This window comes from Rhizobium leguminosarum bv. viciae (assembly GCF_012276115.1).
In the GTDB taxonomy this organism is placed as follows: Bacteria; Pseudomonadota; Alphaproteobacteria; order Rhizobiales; family Rhizobiaceae; genus Rhizobium; species Rhizobium leguminosarum_T.
This window is the reverse complement of sequence record NZ_WIEU01000011.1, coordinates 127,159-154,123: the sequence shown is the minus strand read 5'-3', so window position 1 is coordinate 154,123 and position 26,965 is coordinate 127,159. Positions and strand designations below refer to the sequence as shown.

At 61.3% G+C, this 26,965-nt stretch carries 28 protein-coding genes, 1 tRNA gene and 1 pseudogene; 22 read left to right on the top strand and 8 right to left on the bottom strand.

Translation table 11 applies throughout. The features are described 5' to 3' along the window. Positions 1-20: 20 nt before the first annotated feature. From folE to GFM02_RS20065, 3 genes are all read left to right on the top strand, one after another. Positions 21-635, top strand: a complete 615-nt coding sequence (gene folE / locus GFM02_RS20075) for a GTP cyclohydrolase I FolE (RefSeq protein WP_017960561.1) — start codon at positions 21-23, stop codon at positions 633-635. Between the two features lie 25 nt (positions 636-660). Further along, positions 661-1,113, top strand: a complete 453-nt coding sequence (hisI, locus tag GFM02_RS20070; RefSeq protein ID WP_168322539.1) for a phosphoribosyl-AMP cyclohydrolase — start codon at positions 661-663, stop codon at positions 1,111-1,113. A 117-nt stretch (positions 1,114-1,230) separates the two neighbouring features. Then, positions 1,231-2,193 carry a patatin-like phospholipase family protein gene (locus GFM02_RS20065; protein ID WP_017960563.1) on the top strand — a complete coding sequence of 321 codons (963 nt, stop codon included), beginning with the start codon at positions 1,231-1,233 and terminating at the stop codon, positions 2,191-2,193. Positions 2,194-2,257: 64 nt separating this feature from the next. Here GFM02_RS20065 and GFM02_RS20060 read toward each other — a convergent pair whose 3' ends face one another. Next, positions 2,258-2,692, bottom strand: a complete 435-nt coding sequence (locus tag GFM02_RS20060; RefSeq protein WP_168304303.1) for a CBS domain-containing protein — start codon at positions 2,690-2,692, stop codon at positions 2,258-2,260. A gap of 93 nt (positions 2,693-2,785) precedes the next feature. Beyond that, positions 2,786-3,574 (bottom strand): rhomboid family intramembrane serine protease, encoded by a 789-nt coding sequence (locus GFM02_RS20055; RefSeq protein WP_168322538.1) that lies wholly within the window; start codon positions 3,572-3,574, stop codon positions 2,786-2,788. Between the two features lie 264 nt (positions 3,575-3,838). On the opposite strand from GFM02_RS20055, the gene GFM02_RS20050 reads away from it, so the two are divergent. The 7 genes from GFM02_RS20050 (at position 3,839) to GFM02_RS20020 (ending at position 10,588) form a co-directional block, all read left to right on the top strand. Then, positions 3,839-4,483 (top strand): PAS domain-containing protein, encoded by a 645-nt coding sequence (locus tag GFM02_RS20050; RefSeq protein WP_020050059.1) that lies wholly within the window; start codon positions 3,839-3,841, stop codon positions 4,481-4,483. A 124-nt stretch (positions 4,484-4,607) separates the two neighbouring features. Further along, a complete protein-coding gene (locus GFM02_RS20045; protein ID WP_168322537.1) occupies positions 4,608-5,219 on the top strand; it encodes a PilZ domain-containing protein in 612 nt (203 codons plus the stop codon). Positions 5,220-5,530: 311 nt separating this feature from the next. Then, on the top strand, positions 5,531-6,505 hold the full coding sequence (gene pip / locus GFM02_RS20040; protein ID WP_168322536.1) for a prolyl aminopeptidase: 975 nt from the start codon (positions 5,531-5,533) through the stop codon (positions 6,503-6,505). Between the two features lie 375 nt (positions 6,506-6,880). Continuing rightward, entirely contained in the window at positions 6,881-7,486 is a 606-nt protein-coding gene (locus tag GFM02_RS20035) for a transglutaminase-like cysteine peptidase (RefSeq protein WP_020050062.1), read from the top strand. A 203-nt stretch (positions 7,487-7,689) separates the two neighbouring features. Continuing rightward, positions 7,690-8,475: a hypothetical protein gene (locus tag GFM02_RS20030; RefSeq protein WP_168322535.1), complete on the top strand. Its 786-nt coding sequence runs from the start codon at positions 7,690-7,692 to the stop codon at positions 8,473-8,475. Positions 8,476-8,609: 134 nt separating this feature from the next. Then, entirely contained in the window at positions 8,610-10,199 is a 1,590-nt protein-coding gene (locus tag GFM02_RS20025) for an SPOR domain-containing protein (RefSeq protein WP_168322534.1), read from the top strand. A 113-nt stretch (positions 10,200-10,312) separates the two neighbouring features. Continuing rightward, a complete protein-coding gene (locus tag GFM02_RS20020; protein ID WP_168322533.1) occupies positions 10,313-10,588 on the top strand; it encodes a hypothetical protein in 276 nt (91 codons plus the stop codon). A gap of 10 nt (positions 10,589-10,598) precedes the next feature. Here the strand turns inward: GFM02_RS20020 and GFM02_RS20015 are convergent, their stop codons facing one another. Together GFM02_RS20015 and GFM02_RS20010 are read right to left on the bottom strand one after the other, a co-directional pair. Further along, positions 10,599-11,036, bottom strand: a complete 438-nt coding sequence (locus tag GFM02_RS20015) for a DUF1489 family protein (RefSeq protein ID WP_003559632.1) — start codon at positions 11,034-11,036, stop codon at positions 10,599-10,601. Between the two features lie 61 nt (positions 11,037-11,097). Next, positions 11,098-12,501, bottom strand: a complete 1,404-nt coding sequence (locus GFM02_RS20010; protein ID WP_168322532.1) for an L-serine ammonia-lyase — start codon at positions 12,499-12,501, stop codon at positions 11,098-11,100. A 354-nt stretch (positions 12,502-12,855) separates the two neighbouring features. Here GFM02_RS20010 and GFM02_RS20005 point away from each other — a divergent pair. Beyond that, positions 12,856-13,300: pseudogene (locus GFM02_RS20005) on the top strand (VOC family protein). A gap of 1 nt (position 13,301) precedes the next feature. Here the strand turns inward: GFM02_RS20005 and GFM02_RS20000 are convergent. Next, positions 13,302-14,501 carry an acyltransferase family protein gene (locus tag GFM02_RS20000; RefSeq protein WP_168322531.1) on the bottom strand — a complete coding sequence of 400 codons (1,200 nt, stop codon included), beginning with the start codon at positions 14,499-14,501 and terminating at the stop codon, positions 13,302-13,304. 360 nt (positions 14,502-14,861) lie between these two features. Between GFM02_RS20000 and GFM02_RS19995 the strand changes: the two genes are divergently transcribed. Together GFM02_RS19995 and GFM02_RS19990 are read left to right on the top strand one after the other, a co-directional pair. Next, on the top strand, positions 14,862-15,626 hold the full coding sequence (locus GFM02_RS19995; RefSeq protein ID WP_028741294.1) for a DUF599 domain-containing protein: 765 nt from the start codon (positions 14,862-14,864) through the stop codon (positions 15,624-15,626). Beyond that, positions 15,626-16,615 (top strand): heparan-alpha-glucosaminide N-acetyltransferase, encoded by a 990-nt coding sequence (locus GFM02_RS19990; protein ID WP_168322530.1) that lies wholly within the window; start codon positions 15,626-15,628, stop codon positions 16,613-16,615. The genes GFM02_RS19995 and GFM02_RS19990 overlap by 1 nt, the downstream gene beginning before the upstream one ends. A gap of 26 nt (positions 16,616-16,641) precedes the next feature. On the opposite strand, the gene GFM02_RS19985 is transcribed toward GFM02_RS19990, so the two are convergent. After that, complete coding sequence (locus GFM02_RS19985; RefSeq protein ID WP_129422434.1) at positions 16,642-17,034, bottom strand: MerR family transcriptional regulator; 393 nt, start codon at positions 17,032-17,034, stop codon at positions 16,642-16,644. A 64-nt stretch (positions 17,035-17,098) separates the two neighbouring features. Further along, a complete protein-coding gene (gene mgtE / locus GFM02_RS19980; RefSeq protein ID WP_168322529.1) occupies positions 17,099-18,514 on the bottom strand; it encodes a magnesium transporter in 1,416 nt (471 codons plus the stop codon). Between the two features lie 242 nt (positions 18,515-18,756). Here mgtE and GFM02_RS19975 point away from each other — a divergent pair, with 242 nt between their 5' ends. From GFM02_RS19975 to GFM02_RS19965, 3 genes are all read left to right on the top strand, one after another. Next, positions 18,757-19,251: a peptide deformylase gene (locus GFM02_RS19975; protein WP_168322528.1), complete on the top strand. Its 495-nt coding sequence runs from the start codon at positions 18,757-18,759 to the stop codon at positions 19,249-19,251. Positions 19,252-19,347: 96 nt separating this feature from the next. After that, the gene (locus tag GFM02_RS19970) at positions 19,348-19,866 is read left to right on the top strand and encodes a BON domain-containing protein (protein ID WP_168322527.1); all 519 of its coding nucleotides are present in this window, start codon (positions 19,348-19,350) and stop codon (positions 19,864-19,866) included. 317 nt (positions 19,867-20,183) lie between these two features. Next, entirely contained in the window at positions 20,184-20,549 is a 366-nt protein-coding gene (locus tag GFM02_RS19965) for a hypothetical protein (protein WP_168272230.1), read from the top strand. A gap of 303 nt (positions 20,550-20,852) precedes the next feature. Here the strand turns inward: GFM02_RS19965 and lipB are convergent, their stop codons facing one another. Further along, positions 20,853-21,572, bottom strand: a complete 720-nt coding sequence (lipB, locus tag GFM02_RS19960) for a lipoyl(octanoyl) transferase LipB (protein WP_168272231.1) — start codon at positions 21,570-21,572, stop codon at positions 20,853-20,855. 182 nt (positions 21,573-21,754) lie between these two features. Between lipB and GFM02_RS19955 the strand changes: the two genes are divergently transcribed. The 6 genes from GFM02_RS19955 to GFM02_RS19930 all read left to right on the top strand — a co-directional run bounded on the left by GFM02_RS19955 (position 21,755) and on the right by GFM02_RS19930 (position 26,955). Next, a tRNA-Leu gene (locus GFM02_RS19955) sits at positions 21,755-21,839 on the top strand. Positions 21,840-21,937: 98 nt separating this feature from the next. Next, positions 21,938-22,888, top strand: coding sequence for a DMT family transporter (locus tag GFM02_RS19950; RefSeq protein ID WP_205930387.1), 951 nt, complete (start codon positions 21,938-21,940; stop codon positions 22,886-22,888). A gap of 97 nt (positions 22,889-22,985) precedes the next feature. Beyond that, positions 22,986-23,690 (top strand): hypothetical protein, encoded by a 705-nt coding sequence (locus GFM02_RS19945; protein WP_064648181.1) that lies wholly within the window; start codon positions 22,986-22,988, stop codon positions 23,688-23,690. Positions 23,691-23,765: 75 nt separating this feature from the next. Continuing rightward, entirely contained in the window at positions 23,766-25,787 is a 2,022-nt protein-coding gene (locus tag GFM02_RS19940; protein ID WP_168322525.1) for an acetyl-CoA carboxylase biotin carboxylase subunit, read from the top strand. A 105-nt stretch (positions 25,788-25,892) separates the two neighbouring features. Beyond that, a complete protein-coding gene (locus GFM02_RS19935) occupies positions 25,893-26,477 on the top strand; it encodes a GNAT family N-acetyltransferase (RefSeq protein ID WP_205930386.1) in 585 nt (194 codons plus the stop codon). A 10-nt stretch (positions 26,478-26,487) separates the two neighbouring features. Beyond that, the gene (locus GFM02_RS19930) at positions 26,488-26,955 is read left to right on the top strand and encodes a YaiI/YqxD family protein (RefSeq protein ID WP_168322524.1); all 468 of its coding nucleotides are present in this window, start codon (positions 26,488-26,490) and stop codon (positions 26,953-26,955) included. Positions 26,956-26,965 lie beyond the last annotated feature (10 nt).

The following is a 26,965-nucleotide window of genomic DNA, read 5'->3' as shown; positions in this document are numbered from 1 at the left end:
GGACCAGGAGACCATTGTTCATGGACGCCATCGTAAAGAATTTTCCGCAGACGAACCGCGACTCGGATCGCCCCTCCCAGCAGGAGGCGGAGGAAGCCGTTCGCGTTCTGCTGCGCTGGGCCGGTGACGATCCGACACGTGAAGGCCTGCTCGAAACGCCGGCCCGCGTCGTCAAATCCTACCGCGAGCTTTTTTCCGGTTACGACATGGCGGCGGAAGACGTGCTCGGCCGCACCTTCGAGGAGGTCGCCGGTTACGACGACATGGTCCTCGTCAAGGATATTCCTTTCTACTCGCATTGCGAACACCACATGGTGCCCATCATCGGCAAGGCCCACGTTGCCTACATGCCGGACGGGCGTGTGCTCGGCCTGTCGAAGATTGCCCGTGTCGTCGAGATCTATGGCCGCCGCCTGCAGACGCAGGAAACGATGACTGCGCAGATCGCCCGGGCCATCGACGATACGCTGAATCCGCGCGGCGTCGCCGTGTTGATCGAGGCCGAACATATGTGCATGGCGATGCGCGGCGTTCAGAAGCAGGGCTCGACCACGTTGACGACGACATTTACGGGAACGTTCAAGACTGAGCCGGCCGATCAGGCCCGCTTCATGACCATGGTGCGGAGCCGCTGATACCGGCTCCCTCAGGAGGGCCGCGATGAGTCAACTGATCTTCAATCAACCATCCGAGGACAAGTCGGCGTTGGAAGACGCCGGCGATTTCACGCCGCGTTTCGACGACCGCGGCCTGATCACCGCGATCGTCACCGACGCCGGCGACGGCGAGTTGCTGATGGTGGCGCACATGAATGCCCAGGCATTGGCGCTGACCATCCAGACCGGCACCGCGCACTATTTCAGCCGTTCGCGCGGCAAGCTCTGGAAGAAGGGCGAGACCTCGGGTAATCTCCAGTCGGTGAAGGAAATCCGCACCGATTGCGATCAGGACGCCATCTGGCTGAAGGTCGAGGTCGCCGGCCACGACGCCACCTGTCACACCGGCCGCCGCTCCTGCTTCTACCGGACGATCACGCTTCGAGACGGAAAGCCGATGCTTGATATCGTTGACGACGAGCTTCATTTCGATCCGCAGGATGTCTACGGAAAATAGCCTGAAATTCTCCGGCATTTGCTCCTTATTGCGCCAGAAACCGCATCTATATACCATTTGGAAACTGATCGGGCACACTATCGAAAATCAAGTGTTCTGCTGGGAGGGGAGAGCGCCATGCTGAGCTGGAGTCTGCATCGTCAAAGCTCTGAAGGCGAGGGTTCCGGTTCCGGCATGTCGACCACACTCGAGATGCTCCCGCCTCCTGCGCCTCAAAAGAAAATCAAGATTGCGCTCGCACTCGGCGGCGGCGCTGCCCGCGGCTGGGCCCATATCGGCGTGCTGCGCGCACTCGACGAAGCAAAGGTCGAGATCGGCATGATTGCCGGCACCTCGATCGGCGCACTGGTCGGCGGCTGCTATCTCGCCGGCAAGCTCGATGAACTCGAAAGTTTCGCGCGCTCGCTGACGATGCGCCGCATCGCAAGTCTCCTCGATCTCACCATCGGCGGCAGCGGCCTGTTCGGCGGCATGCGGCTGACCAAGCGCATGCAGGAACATCTCGAAGGCCTGAACGTCGAGGATCTCGACCGGCCGTTCGTCGCGGTCGCGGCCGAGGTCAATACCGGCCATGAGGTCTGGATTGCCAATGGTTCGCTGATTACGGCGCTGCGCGCCTCCTATGCCCTGCCCGGCATTTTCGAGCCGGTGCGCAGCAATCACCGCACGCTGGTCGACGGGGCGCTGGTCAATCCCGTCCCCGTCTCCGTCTGCCGAGCCTACGAGCAGCCGCTCGTCGTCGCCGTCAATCTCAATTACGATCTCTACGGCCGCTCGGCCGTCGTCCGGCACAATGCCAGCCTGTCGGCCCAGGAAGTGCAGAAACAGGAAGAGGCGCCCTATGCGCGCCTCGGCATGACCGGCGTCATGGTGCAGGCCTTCAACATCATCCAGGACAGGATCGCCCGCGCCCGCCTTGCCGGCGATCCGCCGGATATTTCGCTGCAGCCGCGCCTCAGCTATATCGGCCTTTCCGAATTCCACCGGGCCGGCGAGGCGATCGAACGCGGCTACGAGGAAGCCAGAGCCCGGCTCCCCGAGATTCAGCGCATGCAGGAAGTCTACGCAAGCAACCCCTGATGCACGTCGTCCAAAAGCGCGTGACGGTTTGGGACGACGACACTAAGCGAGGCAGCCGAAAACCTCAGCCGGCGATATAGGCCTTGATTTCCTCGGCCTCACGCTCGACTTCGGCGATGCGCGATTTCACCACGTCGCCGATCGAGATGATGCCGGCAAGCTTGCCGTTGCTTTCCACCGGCACGTGACGGAAACGTCGGCTGGTCATCAGCTCCATCAGCTCGTTGACGGTCGTCTCCTCATGGCAGCGATAGACCTTCGCGGTCATGACCTGGGACAGCGGTTGGTCGAGGCCTTCCTTGCCGTGTTTGGCGATCGCATGCACGAGATCGCGCTCGGTGAACATGCCCGAAATCCGGTTCTCCATGCCGACGACGACGATGGCGCCGATCTTCTTCTTGCTGAGGATGGCGGCCGCCTCGGCGACGGTGGCGTTCGACCCGGCGGTGACGACGTCCCTGCCCTTCAGGTCGAGGATTGCTTTGACTGAACTGGTCATTCGAACCTCCTATGTCCGTGAAACACTTGTCACAGGCATCCGCGGCGGTTTCTCCCCCCGGCACGGATATGGGTCGATCGTGCACTGCCCGGCTCAGGATTGCAACACATCCTTCTCGGTTCCGTCAGGCTCCATCACCGGCGGGCGTGGCGCCCGGTCGAACAGCGAAAACAACAGGAAGCCGAAGACGAAGCCGCCGATATGCGCGTCCCAGGCAATCGCTTGGTCGCTGTCGCCAACGAGCGGGATGCCGACGGCGATCAACGCATTGCCGACCAGCCAGAGCAGCATGAAGATGATGACGGTACGGCTCTTCAGCGCCTCGAAGATGGAAAGCCGAGGATTGAGATGCGCAGGCAGCATCGGCCGCCGTTCGGCTGGAAAGGCGAATCGGCAGGCGGCGCCCATCAGCCCGGAGATGACACCCGATGCGCCGATCAGCAGCGACACGTCTCCCCAGTTCAGGACCGCGTGCAGTATGGCGGACGCGACAGCGGAAAAAAACCAGAAGAGCACGAAACGCAGCGTCCCGATGCGGCGCACGACCGGCGCGCCGAAGGCCATCAGCCAGAACGCGTTGAAGACGATATGCTGGAAGCTGCCGTGCAGCAGCGAATAGGTAACGGGCGTCCAGAACAGCTCCAGCCCCTGCTGCGACAGCGGAATCACGTAGCGGGCGGGAACGAAGCCGAAGGTGAAGAACAGCCAGTTCTGCGCATCGTCGGATAGCAAGAGCTCCTGCACCGCATAGATGATGGCCAGCAGGCAAAGGCTGAAGAACAACGCCGGCGGGAGGTTGAAGACCGGTTCACGCGGTCGTGCCGGCGGCTCGACCTCGGGAGGTTCGGGCGCCTTGTGCGGCTCGGCCGTCTGCTCATTCATCTGTGTTTTGCCTCGTTGAGGCCACAGCCATACAGGAGCGACTGTCAAAAAAAAAGCCGTCCGAAGTGCCGGACGGCGTACCGGGAGCTCCAGGAAAAGACCTCGGCCCGGGCAGGTTGTGCTGAACTTCGAAAGTCGAAGCGATGGCAAGACAGTGTCACGACGGGCATCGCATCTCAACCGAAACCATCTCTTAACCTTAACCGCCGCGATCTGGCATGAAATCCGCAAGGTAGAGCCTGTACGGGCAATGACTGCCCGAAAATGCTCCGGAATGGGACAGGTTGGTGTGAAATGCGTGTGCAAACGACCATCGAAATTTTTGACTACTGGAACCGTATCCGCGGCGCCGCCGATGCGCCGCTGAAATCACAGGTCGAACCCTCCGCCGTCCCCCACCTGCTCCAGAGCCTGTTCATTCTGGAGAGGCGCGAGGGCGGAGACATCGGTTTCCGGCTCGCCGGCACCCGTATCTGTGATCTCTTCGGGCGTGACCTGCGCGGCGAACGTTTTTCGTCTCTCTGGGCAAATGGTCAGCTCGCGGACATCGAACGCACGGCGATGGGCGTCATGGACCATGCCATGCCGGCCCTGTTCAACGCCACCGGCTACAGCACCGTCGGTCATCAGGCCTCCTTCGAGATTATCATGATGCCGCTGCGTTCGCCGGACGGCGCCTGCGACAGGTTGCTCGGCGCGATCGCGCCAGCAGCGGCCGCGAGCTGGTTGGAGATCGTACCGCTAGAATTCCTGGCGCTCGACCGCAGCCGCCTGCTGCCCGGAAAATTCGACAAGGCAGCACCGGCCGAACCGCGCCCCATCAACAGGATCGTCGCTGGCAAAAGCATCCATTTCGGCCAGGTCATGCGCCGCATGGTATCGCAGCTGCTGAGCGTGGAGGCGCGCTGACGGTCCCACTTCGGCACATCAGGCATACTCGTTTTCCGCTATATGGGGACCGGCCAAAACAACCTTCTGTTAATGGATTGTGGGTAAAGATCGGTCTCTGCTATTTTCATGAAGAAGCCCTTTGATGCACTCGTTCCAGCCAGCTCAGACGCAACGACCTGCGCCGCGCCCTGAACAGGGCGTTTTTCAGCGCGTGCCCATCAATATGCAGGGCAGGCTGATGCTTGCGAACTACGAGGAATTCGAATGCATGGTGATCGACATGTCGCCTGGCGATATGTACGTCACCTGCCTCGGCCGGCCGCGCGCCAACGAACGCGTCGTCGCCTATATCGACCATCTCGGCCGCGTCGAAGGTTATGTCCAGACGATCGACGGCCGCGGCTTCACCATGTCGATCAACGCCACCGACCGGAAGCGCGAGAAGCTCGCCGCCCAGCTCACCTGGCTTGCCAACAAGCACGAACTCGGCCTGCCCGAGGATCGCCGCCATGATCGTCTGACGCCACGCGACACGAAGACCGAACTGACGCTCGATGACGGCACGCGTTATTCCTGCCGCATCATGGACCTTTCGCTGTCGGGCGCTGCCGTCGACGTCGAGATGCGCCCTTCGATCGGAACGGCGGTGCGCCTCGGCAACATGCGCGGTCGCGTCGTGCGCCACTTCGTCGAAGGTGTGGCGATCGAATTCCTGTCGATCCAGTCCCGCGAGACGCTGCGGGAATTCCTTTAACAGCTGCTGAAAATTGTACTGCTTTCCAGGGTTCCCTGGGTGCAATTCTCGAGCGACTTCCATAGATCGCGATTGCCAGGTCCGGCGCGCGCCTGGTCAGGTCGTGTTGAAAAGCCTGCACGTCTTGGCACGAACTTCGCAAGCGGCAACGAATCTGGCTTTGGAAAGCAAGCGCGAAATCCTGTCGCAAGTCGTTCCACCCAGTCGGCGGACACTATTATGAGTGGAACAAGCTGCGACACTGATCGGCACCCGTCTTCCCTTCGTCAGCGATATGATGGATAAGGTCCGCTTCGTCCGCAGGTGCGCCGATGTCAGCTCTTTATCCCGAAATCGAACCTTATGATCACGGCCTGCTCGATACGGGCGACGGCAATCTTATCTATTGGGAGGCCTGCGGCAATCCCGCAGGCCGGCCGGCACTAGTGCTGCATGGCGGGTCTGGCTCCGGCTGTTCGACCGCGGCGCGGCGCTATTTCGATCCCGACGCCTACCGAATCATTCTGTTCGATCAGCGCAATTGCGGCCGCAGCCTGCCGAGTGCCGCCGATCCCGAAACCGATCTCTCCCTCAACACCACCTGGCATCTCGTTGCCGATATCGAGCGGCTGCGGGCCTGTCTCGGCATCGATACCTGGCTGCTTTTCGGCAATTCCTGGGGTTCGACACTGGCGCTCGCCTATGCCGAAACCCATCCGGAGCGCGTCGCGGCGATCGTCCTGTCAGGCGTGACCACCACCCGCCGCTCGGAAATCGACTGGCTCTATCGCGGCATGGCACCGCTCTTCCCGGAAGAATGGCGCTGTTTCCGCCAGGCGGTCCCTCCGGGCAGCCAGGGACGAGACGAGGACATAGTCGCCGCCTATCATCGTCTCCTCAACGATCCGGACCCGGAAACGCGCCTCAAGGCGGCGCGCGACTGGCATGACTGGGAGGCGGCCTCGATCCTGCTCGCCGATCCTCAAGGCCGGCCGCGCCGTTGGGCCGATCCGGCCTATTTGCTGACGCGCGCCCGCATCATCACCCACTACTTCACCCACAGTGCCTGGCTGGAGGACGGCCAGCTTCTGAAGAACACCGCGCGGCTCACCGGCATTCCCAGTATCCTGCTGCAGGGAAGGTTCGACATCGAGGCGCCGCTCGTCACGGCCTGGGAACTCGCCCGCGCCTGGCCGCAAAGCGAACTCAGCATCATCCCGCATGCGGCACATTCCACCGCAAATCCGGATATGAGCGCGGCGATTGTGACTGCCACGGATCGATTTCGCGATTTTCCTCAAAAATAATTTTCCCGCCGGAATCGGCGATCTGAGCGACATGCTGCTTTTGAACCGGCCGAATCGGTCCTTTCCGGCGGCATCGTCGGCCGGCGGCACGCCACCACAGACCGCTTATTGGCCGGCGGAATTTACCCGGCTCAACGAAAATCCTTAACATCAGGACGGCAACGCAACCTTTTCGCGGGCGAAAGCCTTGTTGTGTGAATTAAAATTTGAAACGAATTCGCGACAAATCCGCATCGAATTTTATGCGCATTCGAATCTGTTTTTAGCCAAGCTTTATCGGTATTTGAATCAACTAAGCCTTTAATTCTATTGCGTAATTTTGCGTGAGATAAAAACGTCTGTGCCATTGTCACCTCAACTTACGGGGAGACGGCAATGACAACTGCAAATATCCTGAAAGGCGGCCTTCTGGCCGGTGCCATCATGATGGCAATGGCGGGTTCGGGACAGGCGATGCCCGCCAGCATGGCCCTGGCAGGCAATGCCAGCCCGCCGATCGGACACTACGAATTCTGCAAGGCCAATCCGACGGAATGTGTCGAAGTCGGCGGCGATGCCGGACCGGCCATCCTCACCGAGGATCGCTGGAAGGAAATTCTCAAGGTCAACTACGCCGTCAATTCGACGGTCCAGCCGATGACCGATGAGCAGATCTACGGCGTCGAGGAGCGCTGGGCCTATCCGCGCACCGTCGGCGACTGCGAGGATTACGCCCTGCTGAAGCGCAAGATGCTGATCGACGACGGTTTCTCGCCGTCCGACACGCTGATCACCGTCGTGCTGCAGCCGAATGGCGAAGGCCATGCCGTGCTGACCGTTCGTACCGATCATGGCGACTTCATCCTCGACAACATGCGCAACAAGGTGCTGCTGTGGTCGGACACCGAATACACCTATCTGAAGCGTCAGTCCGCCGACGATCCGGCCCGCTGGTCGAAGCTTCAGGATGGCCGCGCTGTCGCTGTCGGTAGCGTCAAGTAAGAACAGCCTGCCGGCCATTGCCGGCTGCAGCCTGCGGCCCGGTCAGTCCCCGCATCCCGTCCCCGACCGGTGCCCAAGAGCCGTTCCCGCTGTCCCGGGAACGGCTCGCCCCTTTTAAAGGCTCCTCCACCAGCGCATTAGCGAATTGTTAACCCTGTCGGTCCGATCATGACGATGAGATTCATCATCGGCACCGGCGGCTCATGTTCTTCCTGCGGCGGACCGAAACGCGAAGAACCGCCATGAGCCATGCCGCGCACAGCGCACCCGACGAGCAGCCGCTTCTTTCCATGGGGTTTCTCCTCCGCACGATGGCGGTGATCTCAGTCCTGGCGGTCCTGACTATTGCCATCAGCATCGGCGGCCGTTGGTTCGGCCGGCATATCTCGCTTGCCGGCAACACCGACAGCACGGTTGAAATCCAGCTGGCTATCGGCCGCGACACCGTAAAATTCCCCGAGAATGCCATCCGTTTCCCGAGTCAAAGGCATGAAGGCGCCGCCGAGCGCGTCGATCTCTACCTCGCCTGGCCTGAGATGCAGGGTTACGGCAAGGAAAACCACCTTCGATTCGACGATATCGCTCAATCCTCCGGACTGATCTTCCTGCAGATCACCCAGAGCACCATGTCGCGCGACATGTCCGGGCGGCTGGAACCGATCTATTCGCATCTGCTCGAAGGTCCGGCCGAGCCCTTTCGCCACGGGCTGACGCTGCATCGTCTTCGCGCCGATGCGGGTTATGGCGACGAGGTGCTGCTGACGGCGCCCGTCAAGGGCGGGCCGGATTACGTCGTGCGCTGCATATTGCCGTCAGCCCCGGATAAGGCGGCGGGTGGAGATTGTCAGCGCGATATCAAAGTCGGTCGGGATCTCAGCGTTCTCTACCGCTTCTCAAGCAGCCATCTCGACGACTGGGAACATATTGATGCCGCTATCCGCACCTTTGTAGACGCGCGTCTTGTGAACCGTTCTGCAACAACACCCTAAAATGCTCCCCGGACAGCGAAATAAACGATTCATCATAAACGGATTGGTAACGCCCAGCCGGTAATTTTAGAAGACGAGCTGTGCGGCGGGAGGTGTGCGGTTCCTGCCAAAATCTGAAGTGCCAAATATCTGAAATGCAAGCGAAGAGTGGAATAGTGTCAAGGTCAGTCTCCTCCGTATCATCGTCCCGATCCGGCAGTTTTTTCGCAAGGCTGCTGGCGATCCTTTCGGTGGCCGTCACGATCGTCATGGTCGATTCGGTGAATGCCGAAGCGGAAGCGGCAAATCCGAAATATGCAGGCATCGTCGTCGACGCCAAGACCGGCAACGTTCTCTACAGTGAGAACGCCGACCGGCTGCAATACCCCGCCTCCCTGACCAAGATGATGACCCTCTACATGACCTTCGAGGCATTGGAGCAGGGGCGCATCCGCCTCGATACGCCGGTTCCCTTCTCCGCCTATGCGTCAGCCCAGGCGCCGACCAAGCTCGGCGTGCGTGCGGGCGGCACGATCACCGTCGAGCAGGGCATTCTCGGTCTCGTCACTCTGTCGGCCAATGATGCCGCAACCGCGCTCGGCGAAATGCTGGGCGGCGGCAGCGAGGATCGCTTCGCCCAGATGATGACCGCCAAGGCGCATGCGCTCGGCATGACGCGCACCACCTATCGCAACGCCAACGGCCTGCCGAATACGGCGCAGATGACGACGGCGCGCGACCAGGCCCGCCTCGGCATCGCCCTTCGCCAGCATTTCCCGCAATATTACGGTTATTTCTCTACTCGCGCCTTCAAGTTCGGCAGCCGCACGATCCGCAGCCACAACCGCCTCGTCGGTTCAGTGCGCGGCGTCGACGGTATCAAGACCGGTTACACCCGGGCTGCCGGTTTCAATCTGGTAAGTTCGGTGCAGGTGGACGGCAAGTCGATCGTCGGCGTCGTGATGGGTGGCGCCTCGACGCCCGCCCGCGATGCCCAGATGCGCAATCTGATCGCCAGCTACCTGCCGAAGGCATCGAGCCGTGGCGGATCGTCGGCGCTGATCGCCCAGGCAGCCCCTGCCCCTGATATCATCGAGACACCCGCTCCGGTCCAGCCGAAGAAGGCTCAGCAGCAGGTCGCCCAACAGCAGGTCGCAAAGACAATCACCGCAGCGCAGCCGCCCGTTTCGGCCGCCGCTGCCGATCTCAGCCTGCCGCACAAAGGCCCGCTGCCGGATGCGCGTTATCAGGTCGCCGAGACCGAGGTCGCCTATGCCGAGACCGCTGCGCCGAAATCCAACAATCCACTGGTAGCACAGCCGATGCCGGCGCCGACAAAGGTCAAGACCATGACCTTCAAGCAGCAGGCAGCGGTGGCCGCACCAAAGCCGACGCCCGCGTCTATGCCGTCGGAACAGGGCGATACGTCGGTCGATAACGTCACGACTGCGTCGACCACTCCCTCCCCGACTCGTGCTGCCTCAACCAGCAACGGTCCGACCGGCTGGGTGGTGCAGGTCGGCGTCTCGCCGAGCCGGCAGATGGCCATGGACCTTCTGGAAAGCGCCAGGAGCAAGGGCGGCAAGGCGCTGGCCTCGGCAAAGCCCTTCGCGGTCGCCTATGCCGCTGGCGGTGATCAGCTTTACCGCGCCCGCTTCGGCGGCTTCGACGATCAGCGCGATGCCGTCAATGCCTGCAAAGCACTGAAGAAGGCAGGCATCAAGTGCTGGGCGGCTGCCCAATGAGCTATTCGATGCTGCCTGCTAAATGGCCGGCGGCATCGGTGACGGCCGGAATCGGTGTTTGCGTTTCCGGCCACCGTTCTTGAACTCGATCAGTATTGCGTACGGGGAAAACCATGGCGATCAACGAGAATGTTCCGGGAATGCCTTCAGACCGCCGCATGGCGGCCAAGGGGCGCTCATCTCTGCATCCGCTGCACGAGGCGGCTTTGCGCCTCGCCGAGATCGGCCTGCAGCGGCCGAAGGCGAAGTCTCCGAAGACCCGGGATCTCATCAATCTGCTGCTGTGCCATGGTGCGCGCGCCTGGCGCTATTCTCAGCCCGAAGCCCGCATCCATCTGCATGTGACCTCGCCGAACGGCAGTGCGCCGGTGCAACTGCGCCTGCGCTGAACCCTAAGGGCTAGAGCAGACCAAGGTCCGTAAGCTCGCGGCGAAGATCCGCGGGCATTTCGGCAATGCCGGCGCCAAGGCTTGTCAGGTCGCGCGGCACGTCGTCCTCAGTGTAATAACGCCAGCCCTGGAAGGGACGCTTCGGCTGCACAGCCGTCTCGATGACCTCAGGGCCGAGCATCAGGCGGCAGCGTGAAATCCCCTCGCCGTCGGTAAAGGTCTCGATGTCGAGCAGCTTCTGCCGCGCCTGCACCTGCCCCTTGATCACCCAGTAGAGCGAGCCGCCGTCAAGCAGCTCCTCCATGCGTTTCGGCGCCATGCGCGTCGTGTGCACCGAATGCGGCTCGAGCCCGGCGGCGATGGCGCGCAGCGAACGTTCCGCTACCCATTCGCGCAGATCGTCTATCGAGTCGGCGCCGACGCAGAGTTTGATGAGATGCAATGCCATGCTGCCGTTGAAATCCTTTTGGCAGCGAGCGTCAAGCGTCAAGCACCTGATGTCCACAAACTCAGCATTCGACGACGTTGACGGCAAGACCGCCGGTCGAGGTTTCCTTGTATTTCTCGCTCATGTCGTGGCCGGTCTGGCGCATCGTCTCGATACAGGCATCGAGCGGCACAAAATGCTGGCCGTCGCCCTTGATGGCGAGCGAGGCCGCCGTGACGGCCTTGACCGCGCCGAGCGCGTTGCGCTCGATGCAGGGAACCTGCACGAGGCCGGCGATCGGATCGCAGGTCATGCCGAGATGATGTTCGAGCGCGATCTCGGCGGCGTTTTCGATCTGCTCCGGCGTGCCGCCCATGACGGCCGCAAGCCCCGCGGCAGCCATCGCTGCCGCCGAGCCGACTTCGCCCTGACAGCCGACCTCGGCGCCCGAGATCGAGGCATTGTGCTTGATAATGCCGCCGATGGCGGCGGCCGTCAGCAGGTAGTCGCGGATACCGTTCTGGTCCCAGTCCTCGTGGAAATGCTCATAATAGCGGATCGTCGCCGGAATGACGCCGGCAGCACCATTGGTCGGCGCCGTGACGACGCGCCCGCCGGCTGCATTCTCCTCGTTGACGGCCATCGCATAGACGCTCAGCCAGTCATTGGCGAGCAGCGGGTTGACGCGGTTGCTGCGCCACTCCTCCTCCAGCTTGTCGTGAATCCTGCGGGCGCGACGCTTGACGTTGAGACCGCCCGGCATGATGCCCTCGACCTTGAGGCCGCGCTCGATGCAGGAGCGCATCGCCTCCCAGATACGGTCAAGCCCCTGGTCGAGTTCCTCTTGGCTGCGCTGGCTCTCCTCGTTCGCCCGCTTCATCTGGGCGATCGACAGCCCTGAGCGCTCCGCCATCTCGAGCATCTGCTTGGCGGTGGAGAAGGGATAGGGCACGCGCGTGCCGCCGGGCGCGTTCTTCTTCGCCCGCATCTGCTCGAGTTCGGTGTCGGTGACGACGAAGCCGCCGCCGACCGAATAATAGATGCGCTTGACGAGAAGCCGGCCGTCTTTGTCATAGGCGGAAAAGACCATGCCGTTGGCATGGCCGGGCAGCGGCTGTTTTTTGTCGAAGATCAGGTCGGTCTTCGGCTGGAACTGATAGGCGGGATGGCCCTCCGGCGTGATGCGGCCGGTGCGCTCCACGGCGTCGACGATGCCGTCCATCCGGTCGGGATCGACGCTGTCGGGCGCCTCGCCCATCAGCCCGAGAATAACAGCCCTCCCCGTGCCGTGGCCGATACCGGTATGGGCGAGCGAGCCATGCAGACTGACCTTGATGGCTGTGACCTGCGCGCCCGACGACGGGCGCGGCCATTCGTTCGAGAGGATCAGCTCGAGAAACCGGTTGGCGGCCGACATCGGACCCATCGTGTGCGAGCTCGACGGCCCGACACCGATCTTGAAGACATCGAATACCGAGAGAAACATGGGTGCGCCTTCTGAATACGAGGATGCAAGCTTAAGCGAGGTCGGTTTCGAATCCGTGCAGCACACCGACATCGCATGGAGCTGGTGCGACATTCCGGCTGCACACTGGAGCGCCGCGTGTCCAACAGGGACGCTCTGGCACTTTGAGTGTGCGCATAATCTTTCCCGAAAATCGAATCCGATTTTCGGGGTCATGCGCTAAATCAAGTGGTCCGCCTTGCCGTTCATTGCTGCAATCAATGAAGCCTATGCGGCGGAAGAACTGGTGGCTTTATCTTGACAGTCTGTACCGACTCCCAATGTCCTGCTGACGTCGATGCTAGACGACACCTTGCAGATTGGGAGATTGGACACATGGCGCTCAAACGGATGGACAACGTGGGAATCGTCGTCGATGACCTCGAAGAGACGATTGTTTTTTTTCGCGAGCTCGGCCTCGAGCTCGAAGGGCGGGCCATGATCGAAGGAGAATGGGCTGGACGTGTGACTGGACTGGGCGATCAGCACGTCGAGATTGCCATGATGCGCACGCCTGATGGCCACAGCCGGCTCGAGCTCTCCCGCTTCCTCAGGCCGCCTGCCGTCGCGGATCACCGCAATGCCCCGGTGAACGCTCTAGGCTCTAGGCTACCTCCGCCTCATGTTCGCCCTCGACGACATCGACGAGACGCTTGAGAGGCTCCGCAAGCGCGGCGCGCAGCTCGTCGGCGAAGTCGTGGACTATCAAGACACCTATCGGCTCTGCTACATCCGCGGGCCTGGAGGGCTTCTCATCGGACTCGCCCAAGAGCTTAGCTGAGCTATGCGCGAAGCTTCCCGTTGCGATCATCTTGAATGACCGTGCCGTCGGCTCCATCCCAGGGCTCGGCCGTCGTCGAGATTTGTCGTTGATCGGCCATGGCTGGCGTTGCGTCGCTCAGCAGGCGCTTTTCGATCTCCTGCAAGCCGAGAATTGCGCGGTCCATTTGGTCGGCCGGAGTTTCGCGCGAAACCAGACGCCAGCGATTGTCCTGCCATATCAGGACCAGCAGCCGCCGGCCTGGAACCTCTATAGTCTCGTGGATGAACCATGCCCCGGCTACCGCAATGCAAAGCGTCACCACGATGAGCGCCGGTTCGGGCATCAAGGCATCAAAGGTCAGACGCGCCAGGAACATGATGGGGACATGGAAAAGGTAAAGTGAAAAACTGATTTTTCCGAAAAACCGTACTGGTGCAGCTGCCAGGACACGGGCTGCGATGGGAGGCTGTCGAGCGACGAGCCCGACAATGACGGCCGCGGCCACCGCACTTTGCAGGCTCCAAAATTCCGGGGAAAAGCCGGGCAAGATATGCCGGTAAGTGAAAAACACCGCCAGAAGGAAAAGCGCTGAAATACCTGTGAGGACAGATGGAATCCATCTAGTCCAGCAGGAATGCATGATCCCGGCAAGTGCCCCGAAAAGAAAGTAAGGAAGCTTGGAGACGAGCACTATCCCCGGGCCTGGCAATTCAACCAAGCCATCCACGACGACGGCCACGGTGAGGCCCACAATCACGCCGCTATAGCGGTGCGGCTGGGCCAAGCAAAGCCACAGAACAGGAAAGAGCAGATAGAATTGGATCTCGGGCGGTATCGACCAGAAAACACCACTCGAGCCGAGAAGAAAGACATGGCGCAGAAAGTCCGTGCCGCCAGCGATCGGCTGAACAAAATCCAGATTTTGCATGCTCGACAGCATCGCTACGAGAACGACGGCCACCAGGTAAACCGGATAGATGCGGGCAAAGCGGCTCACAAGAAAATCCAGCACGTTTTCTTTCGTGACCGGCCGTGAGCCGTAAAGATGAGCCATCAGGAAGCCGCTGAGAGCAAAAAACAAACCGACAGCTTCGTCGCCCATCGTCACGAGATGCGGAGCTGTGATCGGAAAGATAAGCCCAATATGGGCTCCAACGACCAGAAGCGCAGCGACACCGCGCAGGCCATCAAGACTCGGGATGTAATCCGGCCGACTCATGGGTCACTTTTGAATTCGGAGTTCAGGTTCAGTCCTCAAGAATTGGCCATGACGACTTTATAAGCGGTTAACGCGGCACGCTCGTCTGCCGGTTGCAGCCGATTGATGATACGGCTTTCGCTCGGGCGTGAGAATTCCGAGTGCCCGCCCCGAATCCCCAAGCTGACGGATGACCGCATTGCTTTCGTTAGTTCCAGAAGATGCCGGCCGGCGATCCACCAAGCCTTGTCGTTTCCCGACGGCTCGATTATGCCGAACTGCCGCATGGCCGAAAGCCCGCGTAAAGCCGCCGAACTCGGCCATGCGGCATAATCCGACTTGCGGCATAGTGGCCGCGTTGATGCGGAGACCGAATCACTGATGACGACGGCGGATTATATCGCTCTGGCTTTCTTTGCCTTTGTCTGGATGGGCTATTCCTGGCTGCTGCATGGCCGTACCTTCTTCGGGCGCACCAGCCTGACCCATGCGATGACCGAACGGCGCCGGGAGTGGATTTACAATTCGCTGCGCCGCGACCTGAAGATGATCGACACGCAGATCATGGCCGGCCTGCAGAACGGCACCGCCTTCTTCGCTTCGACGTCGATCTTCGCGATCGGCAGCTGCTTTGCTTTGCTTGGCGCGACGGAGAAGGTCGACGCCGTCTTCGCCGACCTGCCCTTCGTCTTCCATGGCGGCCATGCCGTCTTCGAGATGAAGGTCGGTGGGCTGGCAGCACTTTTCGGCTATGCCTTCTTCAAATTCGGCTGGTCCTACCGGCTGTTCAACTACTGCACCATCCTCTTCGGCTCGATCCCGATGATGCGCGACACCGAGCGCGACGTCATCGCCGCTGAGCGGGCCGCCGAACGCGTCATCCGCATGAACGTCATTGCCGGCAGCAATTTCAACGAGGGCCTCAGGGCGATCTTCCTGTCGATCGGCTATCTCGGCTGGTTCATCAACCCCTATGTCTTCATGCTGACGACGGCGATCGTCATCTTCGTGCTGACACGCCGGCAATTTTTCTCGCAAGCGCGACTGGCGATCATGGATACCGGCCCGCCATCAAATCTCCACCTTTCTGCTATTCGCCGCGATAGGCCGTCGAGCGACGGAAATGATTTGTCCGAGGGACTTTGATGACATTGCCGGCAAGGGAAACCGACGCAACGGCAAAACCGCCGCGCATCGGTCTATTGGATACGGCGCGCGGCATCGCGCTGATCGCCATGGCGAGCTACCATTTCAGCTGGGACATGGAGTTCATGGGCTATCTCGCGCCGGGCACGGCCGAGACCGGCTGGCTGAAGATCTATGCCCGGGCGATCGCCACGACCTTTCTCTTCATCGTCGGCATCAGCCTGGCGCTGTCGAGCAGGCCCGAGATTCGCTGGCCCTCCTTCTGGAAGCGCTTCGGCATGATCGCCGCGGCAGCCGCGGTGATCTCGATCGCCACACGCATCGCGATGCCGAACGAGTGGATCTATTTCGGCATCCTGCATTGTATCGCGGTGCTCACGCTCATCGGCGTCATTTTCTTGAGATTGCCGCTCGCCTTCACGCTCATCGCCACGCTCGCGCTCTTTGCCGCCTGGATTACCGATAATTTCGGGCCACCCGACCTGCTTCGCTCATCCTTCTTCGATCCGCGATATCTCGCCTGGATCGGCCTTGCCGTGGCGCCGGAACGATCCAACGACTATGTGCCGCTCTTTCCATGGGCAACGCCCTTCTTCGCCGGATTGAGCATCGCCTCGATCGCTGTCAGAACCAAGCTGTTGCACCGGCTTGCCGCCGTCGGCACCGGCTCCTGGTGGCCGGCGAGGCTCGGCCGCCACAGCCTTGCCTTCTATCTCATCCACCAGCCCGTATTGATTGGCATCGCCTATGGGATTTCCCTCGTCCTCCCGCCGCAAGCCCCGGATCCGGTCGCAACTTACCTAAGGCAATGCAACGCCTCTTGCGTCATGCAGCAAGGCGAAGCGCTCTGCCACAGCTTCTGTCAGTGCACGCTGGGGAAATTGCAGGCGCAAGCCCTGTTCACGCCGCTGCAGGCGGGCGCGATCGATATACAGAACGACGAGCGGGTCCAGACGATCGCCGCCGAATGCAGCGCCGAGGCGCAATAAACGCCGGCAATCGCTCTGCGGCGTTTTCAGGTGTTGACGCCGATTTCGGCGAGGCGGCCGAGGCAAGTCTCTTCGATAGAGTCGAGTTCTGCCAGCGTGTCATCGATATCCTTGCGCTTCTGGCGCAGGTCGTCGCGCTTCTCGTCGACGCGCTTCATCAGGAGCTTCAACTGGCCGAGTTCGCCCGGCGGCTCCTTGTAGACCTGGATGATCTCACGGATCTCCGCGATGGTGAAGCCGATGCGCCGACCGCGCAGGATTTCCCCGATCAGCCGCCGGTCGGCTTGCCGGAACAGACGGGTGCGCCCGCGCCGCTCCGGATGGATCAGTCCCTCGTCCTCGTAGAAGCGGAGCGTGCGCGTCGAGACCCCGAATTCGCGCGTCAGTTCCGTTATGCTATAATATTTGTTCACCGGCATGTGTTCCCCGTCGTCGGACAGACGATAATATTGACTTTTACGTAATAGTCAATTTTTGGGCGGTTCAGATGCCGAACCACCATGTGGCGATACCAAGAAAGGCGAAGAAGCCGGTACAGTCCGTCACCGTCGTGACGAAGACGGAAGAGGCGATCGCCGGATCGGCCCCCATCTTGTCGAGCAGCAGCGGCAGCAGGATGCCGGCAAGAGCGGCTGCCATCAAGTTGATGACCATCGCCGCCGCAATCACTCCGCCAAGCTGGTAGTCATGGAACCACGTGCCGGCGATCGCGCCCATGATCGTCGCGAAGACGATGCCGTTGAGGATGCCGACGCCCGCCTCCCTGCGGATGATGCGGCCGGCATTGTAGATGTCGAGATCGCGGGTGGCGAGCGCGCGCACCGTCACCGTCATCGTCTGCGTGCCGGCATTGCCGCCCATCGAGGCAACGATCGGCATCAGCACGGCAAGCGCGATCATCTTCTCGATCGAGCCGTCGAACAGCCCGATGACGCTGGCCGACAGCATCGCCGTGCCGAGATTGATCAAAAGCCACAGGAAGCGCGAACGCACCGTCGAGAGCACATTGTCCGACAGCTCTTCGTCGCCGACGCCGCCGAGGCGCTTGATGTCCTCGTCCGCCTCTTCGTGGATGACGTCGACGACATCGTCGATGGTCAGCACGCCGACCAACCGGCCGTTTTCGTCGACGACGGCGGCCGAGAGAAGGTCGTATTGCTCGAAGAGCTGGGCAGCCTCCTCCTGGTCCATCTCGGCCGGAACCGGATGGTTGGTCTCACGCATGATCTGCTCGATCTTCGTCTGTCGCTTGGTGCGCAGGATCTGGTCTAGATCGACGGCGCCGAGCAGCTTGAAGGTCGGATCGATGACGAAGATCTGCGAGAAGGAATAGGGCAGATCCTCTTCGTCGCGCATGTAGTCGATCGTCTGTCCCACAGTCCAGAATGGCGGCACGGCGACGAATTCCGTCTGCATGCGGCGCCCGGCCGAGCTTTCGGGATAGTCAAGCGCCCGACGCAGCCGCACCCGCTCGGTGAACGGCAGCTGCGCGAGGATCTCCTCGCGGTCCTCCTTGTCGAGGTCCTCGAGAATGTAGACGGCATCGTCCGAATCGAGCTCGCCGATCGCAGCAGCGATCTGCGCGTTCGGCATCTGGTCGACGATTTCGCGGCGGATCGCCTCGTCGACCTCGGTCAGCGCCGTCATATCGAAATCGTCACCGAGCAGGCGTACCAGCGCCAGGCGCAGGTCCGGCTGGATCGATTCCAGCAGGTCGCCTATTTCGGATTCATGCAGGCGGGCAACGTTCTGGCGCAGGAACAGCGTGTCGCGGTCGGCGATCGCAGCACCGACGAGCGCCAGAAAATCGCCGCGGACATTGCCGTCCTCGTCGTAGATATCGGCTTCCCCGTCATCGGGACGCCGGCGAATGCGGTCTTCCCCATCGGTCGTCGTCATATGCCGCCCTCGCATCTGGTTCGAATTTCAACGACTGCCGCGCCGCATTCGCAAATGTCGGCCGAAAACACATTGTCAACAAGCGGATAAGCGAATCCCGCGCGAGGCTCCCGCAGCCGGAATTCTTGGCCCCTGCTAGCCCAAAGCATCCGTGTCGTAAAGCGGCAAACCGTGCTTCGTGATGACAATGCATGCGGCCGGCGATAGTTTCCTCACCCGTCCAAGCAGAGGAAGCCTGCCCCATGCCCATCCGTCCGATTCTGCGTTATCCGCATCCGGGCCTCAAGACTGTCTGCGCGCCGGTGACGGACTTCGATTCCTCGCTCATAGCGCTTGCCGAGGACCTGCTGGCGACGATGCGCGCAGCCCCCGGCGTCGGCATCACCGCCGCCCATATCGGCGTATTCAGCCGTGTCACGGTGCTGGAGCTCGACAAGGCCGACGGCGTGCGCCTTTACGTCAATCCTCATATCACCTGGTTTTCGAAGGAGACGATGAACCATACCGAAGGCAGCGTCTCGATGCCCGGCGCGACCGACGAGGTCACCCGCCCGCGGGCGATCCGCTTCCGCTATCAGGACGCCGAGGGCGCCGTGCACGAGGACGGTGCCGAAGATTTCCTCGCCATCTGCATCCAGCACGAAGTCGACCAGCTCGACGGCATTTTCTGGCTGCAGCGCCTCTCACGGCTGAAGCGCGACCGTCTCGTGAAGAAATGGGAGAAGGCCCAGGGCTGACAATCACGGCTGACAATCACGGCTGGCAAATCGCCGTCCACGCCGAACCATTCGCCGTTGGCGGCGTTTCCAGCAAAGAAACAAGGAGCGAGTGCAATGGCAAGGATCGGTGACAAGACCCAGTTTTCCCGGGAGAAGCCTGAGCTTTCCCGGGAGGAAGATTATCGCGACCTCGAAGAGCGCAATCTCGACGAAGGCTGGCCCTATGCCGATGGCAGCGGCGCCGGCACCGGCGGCCCGGATAATCGTCCTTACGGCGAGACCGCGGCCAATTTCGACAGCGATCCCAACAAGGGCTTCCGGATCGATGGCACGGATGAAGACGGCAACGAGAATCGCCTGAAAGATTCGCTGCGCGCCGATACGATCGACCGCGATGAAAGCGACGATCTCGAAGCGCGGGTGAACGACAATCTCGAAAACATTCCCGAGGTCAATATCGACAGCGTCGAGGTTCATGCAGACGGTCACGTCGTTACCCTGGAAGGATCGGTGGAGACGATCGGCATCGCCCGCAAGGTCGAACTCGGCGCGCTTTCGGTCGACGGCGTCCATCATGTCCGCAACAAGCTGCGGCTGACCGGTGTCGACGCGCATATCCCGAACGAGGACTGACTTCGCCCCAAAGTCCAGGTCATCCACGGGAGGCGGGCCGCTGTCGCCCGTGATGATCTTTTCAAGATTACCAAAAATTAACAATTTACGATTGTAGCAACAGCTGTCTTATTCACGAGACTAATTGCCGATGTCGTTAGGTGGCTTCTGTCACGAGAACGTCAATTACCTTGACAACACTGTGATTTCATTAGGACAAATGGTCGCGGTTGGGGTCGCCATATTATCACAAAATCGCCTGAATTGGGGCGCGAACTCGTGTGTGCCGAGGGTTGGTTTATGTTGTGGATTCAACAGCAGATTGAGGAGATAGACCCATGCGCATCAAATTTGCCCTTGCCGCGTCCCTGTTCGCCGTCAGCCTCGCAGGCGCCGCCTTCGCCCAGCCGACCTATTCCAGCGATTACACCAATGACAGCGACGGCTTCGCTCCGAGCCCGATGTCGAAGCCGGCTCCGGTCCACTATAGCAGCCGCAAGGCCCCGGCCTACTCCAGCGACTACACCAACGACAGCGACGGCTTCGCCCCAAGCGCCATGGCGACTCCTGTCGTCGACAAGACCGCAACGGCCGGTATCAATCCCCTGCCCCCATGCCACAGCATGATTGGCCCGAAGGGCTCCCACACCAAGGGTGCCGACAGCGGCGCCTCCCGCACCGAAGCATGCCGCGCGACGCATTGATCCCATAAAAGAACGGGCCGGAAACGGCTCTCGGGGATCCCATGAAAAAACGGGCCGGAAACGGCTCTCGGGCTGGTGACAAACCGCTGCAAACCCGCGACGTCATCCTCGGCCTTGTGCCGAGGATCTGCGATTGTCCAATTAAGAACATGAAAACAAAAGCTTTTCAGTCAGAATAATTGGTGTGGTCAGATGCTCGGCACAAGGCCGAGCATGACGGACGAGACCTTGTTCAAACTGGGGCGGAAACAGCCCCTCCTGGTAGAACGAATGCAGCGCGCGCGTCTTTTCAGGCGCGCGCGTTCAGGCTTCGCTGACCGTTTCGCCGAAAACCGCCTCGAAGGCGGTGCGCAGCCGCATATCGACATCAGCCATCATCACAGGCAAGCCAAGATCGACGAGGCTGGTCACGCCATAGGCCGAAATCCCGCAGGGCACGATGCCGCCGAAATGATCGAGATCCGGGTCGACGTTGAGCGACAGTCCGTGGAAGGTCACCCATTTCCGCAGTCTTATGCCGAGGGCGGCGATCTTGTCCTCGGCCATCGTCCCATCGGCCAGCAATGGCTTTTCCGGCCGGCGCACCCAGACGCCGACGCGATCTTCACGTCGCTCGCCGCGCACATTCATCATGTCAAGTGTGCGGATGACGACATCTTCGAGGGCGGCGACGAAGGCGCGCACGTCCTGGCGCCGCCTCTTCAGATCGAGCATGACATAAGCGACGCGCTGGCCGGGTCCATGATAGGTGTATTCACCGCCACGCCCGGTCGCAAAGACCGGAAACCGGTTCGGCTGGACGAGGTCCCTCGCATTGGCGCTGGTGCCGGCGGTATAGAGCGGCGGATGTTCGACGAGCCAGACGAGTTCATCACCGCCATCGGCGATTATCGCCACTTCGCGCTCCATCGTCTCCACCGCCTCCTCATAGGGAACGAGACCGTCGGCGATGCGCCAGCGGACCGGTCGGGTTCCGAGTTGGGGAAGCATGGAGAATTCGAGATCGGTGCGAAGCATGGCCATTCCTTGCCGCTCTCCCCGAAATGCCTGTAAAATAGGGGCGGCAGCACAGCTATATGGACCCGTTTCGGGGCCAATTCAAATGCTGTGAGCGGTTTTCAAAAAAACTGTCATATCGCCCTTGTGCACCCCAGATGCTTTTGCTACATGCTGCCCCGCCGACGCAAATCGGCACCTACCACGATGCGGTCGTGGCGGAATTGGTAGACGCGCAGCGTTGAGGTCGCTGTGGGGCAACCCGTGGAAGTTCGAGTCTTCTCGACCGCACCATTTTCCCTTCAGGGAAACGCTCTCTAAGCGACGATTTCGTTTTCACCTCGAATCCATTTGCGATTGCTCGGCTTGATCGCCCGGCCTTCCCGTGGTTGATGGCGTCATCCTCGCAAGAATCAGCAGCCATGTCAGAGCCCCATCAAAATTCCCTGCAGGGCATGGCCATCATGTCCGGCGCCATGCTCATCCTGCCGACCATGGATGCGATCGCTAAATATATGGCGACCTTCGAGGCGATGTCGCCGGGTCAGGTCACCTTCTACCGATTCTTCTTCCAGATCGCCTGCACCCTGCCGATTCTTTTCGCCCTTTTCGGGCTGAAGGCGCTTTCGGCCCAACGGCCGTGGATGAACCTGCTGCGCGGTGCGCTGCATGGTGGTGCGAGCCTGCTGTTCTTCGTCGCCGTCAAATACATGCCGCTTGCCGATGTCTTTGCCATTTATTTCGTCGAACCCTTCATGCTGGCCGCGCTGTCGGCGCTGTTTCTCGGAGAGAAGGTCGGCTGGCGGCGCTGGGTGGCGATCGTCGTCGGGTTCGGCGGCGCGATGATCGTCATTCAGCCGAGCTACGAAATCTTCGGCCTGAAGGCGCTGCTGCCGGTCGCCTGCGCCTTTCTGTTCTCGCTCTATCTCTTCCTCAACCGCGCCATCGGCGAGGCCGATTCGCCACTGACCATGCAGACGATGGCCGGCATCGGCGGAACGGTCTTCATGGCGGCCGCCCTTTTCCTCGGCAGCAGTTCCGGCAATGCTGATTTTGCCGTCTCTCTGCCCTCCTCCAGCCTCGGCCTTGTTCTGCTTCTCGCCCTCGGCTCGATCTCGGGATATGCGCATATGCTCGTCGTCCGGGCTTTCCGCCTCGCGCCGCTGTCGCTGCTTGCACCGTTCCAGTACTTCGAGATCATCTCGGCGACCGTTCTCGGCTATGCGCTATTCAACGATTTTCCGAGCTTTTCCAAATGGATCGGCATCTTCATCATCGTTGCGTCAGGCCTCTTCATCATCTGGCGCGAGCGGCTGCAGGCGCAATCGTTAAAATCCTCCTAACCTGGGGAATATCGGGTTAACTCCTCTTCTTGAGGGATCGTCAATTCGCAGACGATAAAACTGTCTCCGGTTTCATGATGAAGCCTGGAGTTAAAACATGAGCGAATTTCGTCTCGCTTTTCCGGCCTGTGTCGTGGCCGGCAAGCATCGGCTGACGGCCGAAGATATAGTACTGCTGCGCAAACATAGTTTTCCGGAGGGTATCCGGACATCCGACGATGTCGTGGCGATGTTGGCGCTCAACAATTCCTGCCCTGAAAAATGTGCCGACTGGAACGCTTTCTTCGTGGAGCAGCTCGCCGGTTTCATCGTCCATTACACCTATCCGCAGGGCTCGCTGGATGAAATCAACGTCGCCTGGATCATGCGCATGTTCACGACCGATGGTGTCGTCAACTCGGCGCTCGAGCTCGAACTCATTCTCCACGTCATGGAGATTTCGGCCGATGTCCCAGTCGAGTTGAGAGCGCTCGCCCTCGATCAGCTCCGCCTGGCGATCACCGACAATATCGGTGGCTACAAGCTGTCGCGCGCCATCGATCGCCGGGGCATCACCCGCCAGGACATCGACTATGCGATGCGCATCTTCAGAAGCGTCGCCGAAGGCGGCACCATCCCGGTCTCGTCGGTCGAATACGGCGTTCTCCAGCAGATCGAGCAGGCAACGCTGCGCGGCGCCAATCATCCGCACTGGGCGGGGATCATGGCTGCCGTCGAGCTGCGCGATTATGCCGAGCCGCGGCGCAGCCGCTGGCTGCGCATCGTCGACGAGGAACCCGTCGCAGAAGCTGCCGTCGCCTGACGCTCCGCAAGCCTGATTGTGCGTTCCGGTGTTTTGTGCGTAAAACTCCGGAATGCATTTCTGGGTGGAGTCTCGATGTTCAAGAAAATCCTGATCGCGAATCGCGGCGAAATCGCCTGCCGCGTGATCAAGACTGCGCGCCGCATGGGTATTTTGACCGTCGCGGTCTATTCGGATGCGGATCGGGACGCGCTGCATGTCGAGATGGCCGACGAGGCCGTGCATATCGGCCCGGCCGCGGCGTCGGAGAGTTATCTGGTTGCCGAAAAGATCATTGCCGCCTGCAAGGCAACCGGCGCCGAGGCGGTGCATCCCGGCTACGGCTTCCTGTCCGAACGCGCCTCCTTCTGCGCTGAACTGGAAAAGCAGGGCATCGTCTTCATCGGCCCGAAGCCGAAAGCGATCATGGCGATGGGCGACAAGATCGAATCGAAGAAATTCGCCAATGCCGCCGGTGTCTCCACCGTGCCTGGCCATCTCGGCATCATCGAGGATGCCGCCCATGCGGAGGTGATATCGGGCGGGATCGGTTATCCCGTCATGATCAAGGCCTCGGCCGGCGGCGGCGGCAAGGGCATGCGCATTGCCTGGAACGAGGCGGAAGTGCGCGACGGCTTCGAGCGCGCCCGCTCGGAGGCGAAAAGCTCTTTCGGCGACGACCGCGTCTTCATCGAAAAGTTCGTCGTCGAGCCGCGCCATATCGAAATCCAGGTCCTGGCCGATGCGCATGGCAACGTCGTCTATCTCGGCGAGCGCGAATGCTCGATCCAGCGGCGGAACCAGAAGGTGGCGGAAGAGGCGCCCTCGCCGTTCCTCGACGAAGCGACCCGCAAGGCGATGGGCGAACAATCGGTGGCGCTGGCGAGAGCCGTCGATTACCAGAGCGCCGGCACCGTCGAATTCATCGTCGACCGCGACCGCAATTTCTATTTTCTCGAAATGAACACCCGCCTGCAGGTCGAGCATCCCGTGACCGAACTCATCACCGGTATCGACCTCGTCGAGCAGATGATCCGTGTCGCAGCGGGAGAGCCCCTTCCCTTTGCCCAGGAGGATGTGAGGCTTGACGGCTGGGCGGTCGAGAGCCGGCTCTATGCCGAGGATCCCTATCGCAACTTCCTGCCCTCGATCGGCCGCCTGACGCGCTACCGGCCGCCGGCGGAAGGCAGGACCGGCAATGTCGTCGTCCGCAACGACACCGGCGTCTTCGAGGGTGCCGAGATTTCGATGTATTACGATCCGATGATCGCCAAGCTCTGCACCTGGGCGCCGACGCGGCTGGAAGCGATCGAGGCCATGGGTCAGGCGCTCGACGGTTTCGTCGTCGATGGCATCGAGCACAATGTTCCCTTCCTGTCGGCGCTGATGAAACATCCGCGCTGGCGCGAGGGCCGGCTTTCCACAGGCTTCATCGCCGAGGAATATCCTGATGGCTTTGCGCCGATGAAACCGGACCGGGCGCAAGAAGCCGTGCTTGCCGGCATCGCGCTTTCCGCCTGCCTGATCGAGACGAACCGCCGCGAACGTTTCGCCGATCGCCTGCGCGCCGCAGCGGGCGCGCTGCGCGAGGATTGGGTGGTCAAGATCGGCGACAACCACGTCGCGGCAAGATTGCTCGACGGCCTCGTCACCATCCCCTTCGATATGGATATCGCGATCGATGGGGCGATGGGGAGCGAGAGCCAGAATATTGTCACCGATTGGAGACCGGGCGCCCCTGTCTGGAACGGCAAGGTCGGCGGTCGCGCCATCACCGCGCAGATCCGCCCCGTTCTGAACGGCTTGCGTATCGACTGGCAGGGACTTTCGGTGACGACCAAGGTCTTTTCGCCGCGTCATGCCGAGCTCGACATGCTGATGCCGGTGAAGCTGCCGCCCGATACTTCCAAGCTCCTGCTCTGCCCGATGCCCGGCCTCGTCGTCGCCATCGCGGTGGCCGAGGGCCAGGAGGTCAAGGCCGGTGAGACGCTTGCGATCGTTGAAGCGATGAAGATGGAAAACGTGCTCCGCGCCGACCGCGATCTCGTCGTCTCGAAGATCAATGCCGCAGCCGGCGAAAGCCTGGCCGTCGATGCCGTGATCATGGAATTTGCCTGAGAGACAAGCCAGGTGGGCAGATTCACGTCAGCCCGGCTTGCCGAGCATGCCAAGCTCAGCCCGACACGCAGCCGGGTACCGACGGAATCAGCAGGGAGATATCAAATGGAAGTTCGCGCCGCCGTTGCCGTTCAGGCAGGAAAACCGCTGGAAGTGATGACCGTACAGCTGGAGGGGCCGCGGGCCGGCGAGGTACTGATGGAGGTCAAGGCGACGGGGGCTGCTGCCACCTATAGGGTAGACCTCAGGAGTCTCGATGAACTTCCCGCGCGGGAGCTCTACGACCTCTTGAGAATGCGCGTCGATGTCTTCGTCGTCGAGCAGAACTGCCCCTACCCGGAACTTGACGGCAAGGATATCGATGCCTTGCATCTGCGGCTGCTGCAAGGTGCCGAACTCCTGGGCGCGGCGCGAATCCTGAAACCGTATGAGCCGCAGGATCCGTCGAAGATCGGCCGCGTTGTCGTCTCGCCTGACCATCGCGGCAAGCGGCTGGGCGATGTACTGATGAGGGAGGCGATTGCCGCTTGCGAGCGGCTTTATCCGGAAAATCCCATTGCCTTGTCGGCACAGGCCCATTTGCGCCGGTTCTACCAATCTTTCGGTTTCATCGCGGTGTCACAGGAATATCTGGAAGACGGCATTCCCCATATCGATATGGTCCGCCAGAAGGCCACGCAACCGGCATGAGGATATTGCCATGATCTACGTCGACGCCGATGCCTGCCCGGTGAAGCCGGAAATCCTGAAGGTCGCCGAACGGCACGCCCTCGAAGTCACCTTCGTTGCCAATTCCGGCCTGCGCCCCTCGCGCGATCCGATGATCCACAACGTCATCGTCTCCAACGCCTTCGACGCCGCCGACAACTGGATCGCCGAACGCGCCGGCGCGGGCGATGTCGTCGTCACCGCCGATGTGCCGCTTGCCGTGCGCTGTGTCGCGACCGGCGCCTTCGTCAGCGGCCCCACCGGGCGCGTCTTCGACCAGACCAATATCGGCATGGCGAGCGCCATGCGCGATCTCGGCGCGCACTTGCGCGAAACCGGCGAGAGCAAGGGCTACAACGCCGCCTTTAGCCCGAGGGACCGCTCACGCTTCCTCGAAACCTTCGATCGCCTCTGCCGCCGCGCCAAAAGCCTTGCCGCGGAGGCTGGCGGGGAGTCTTGATGTGGCTCGC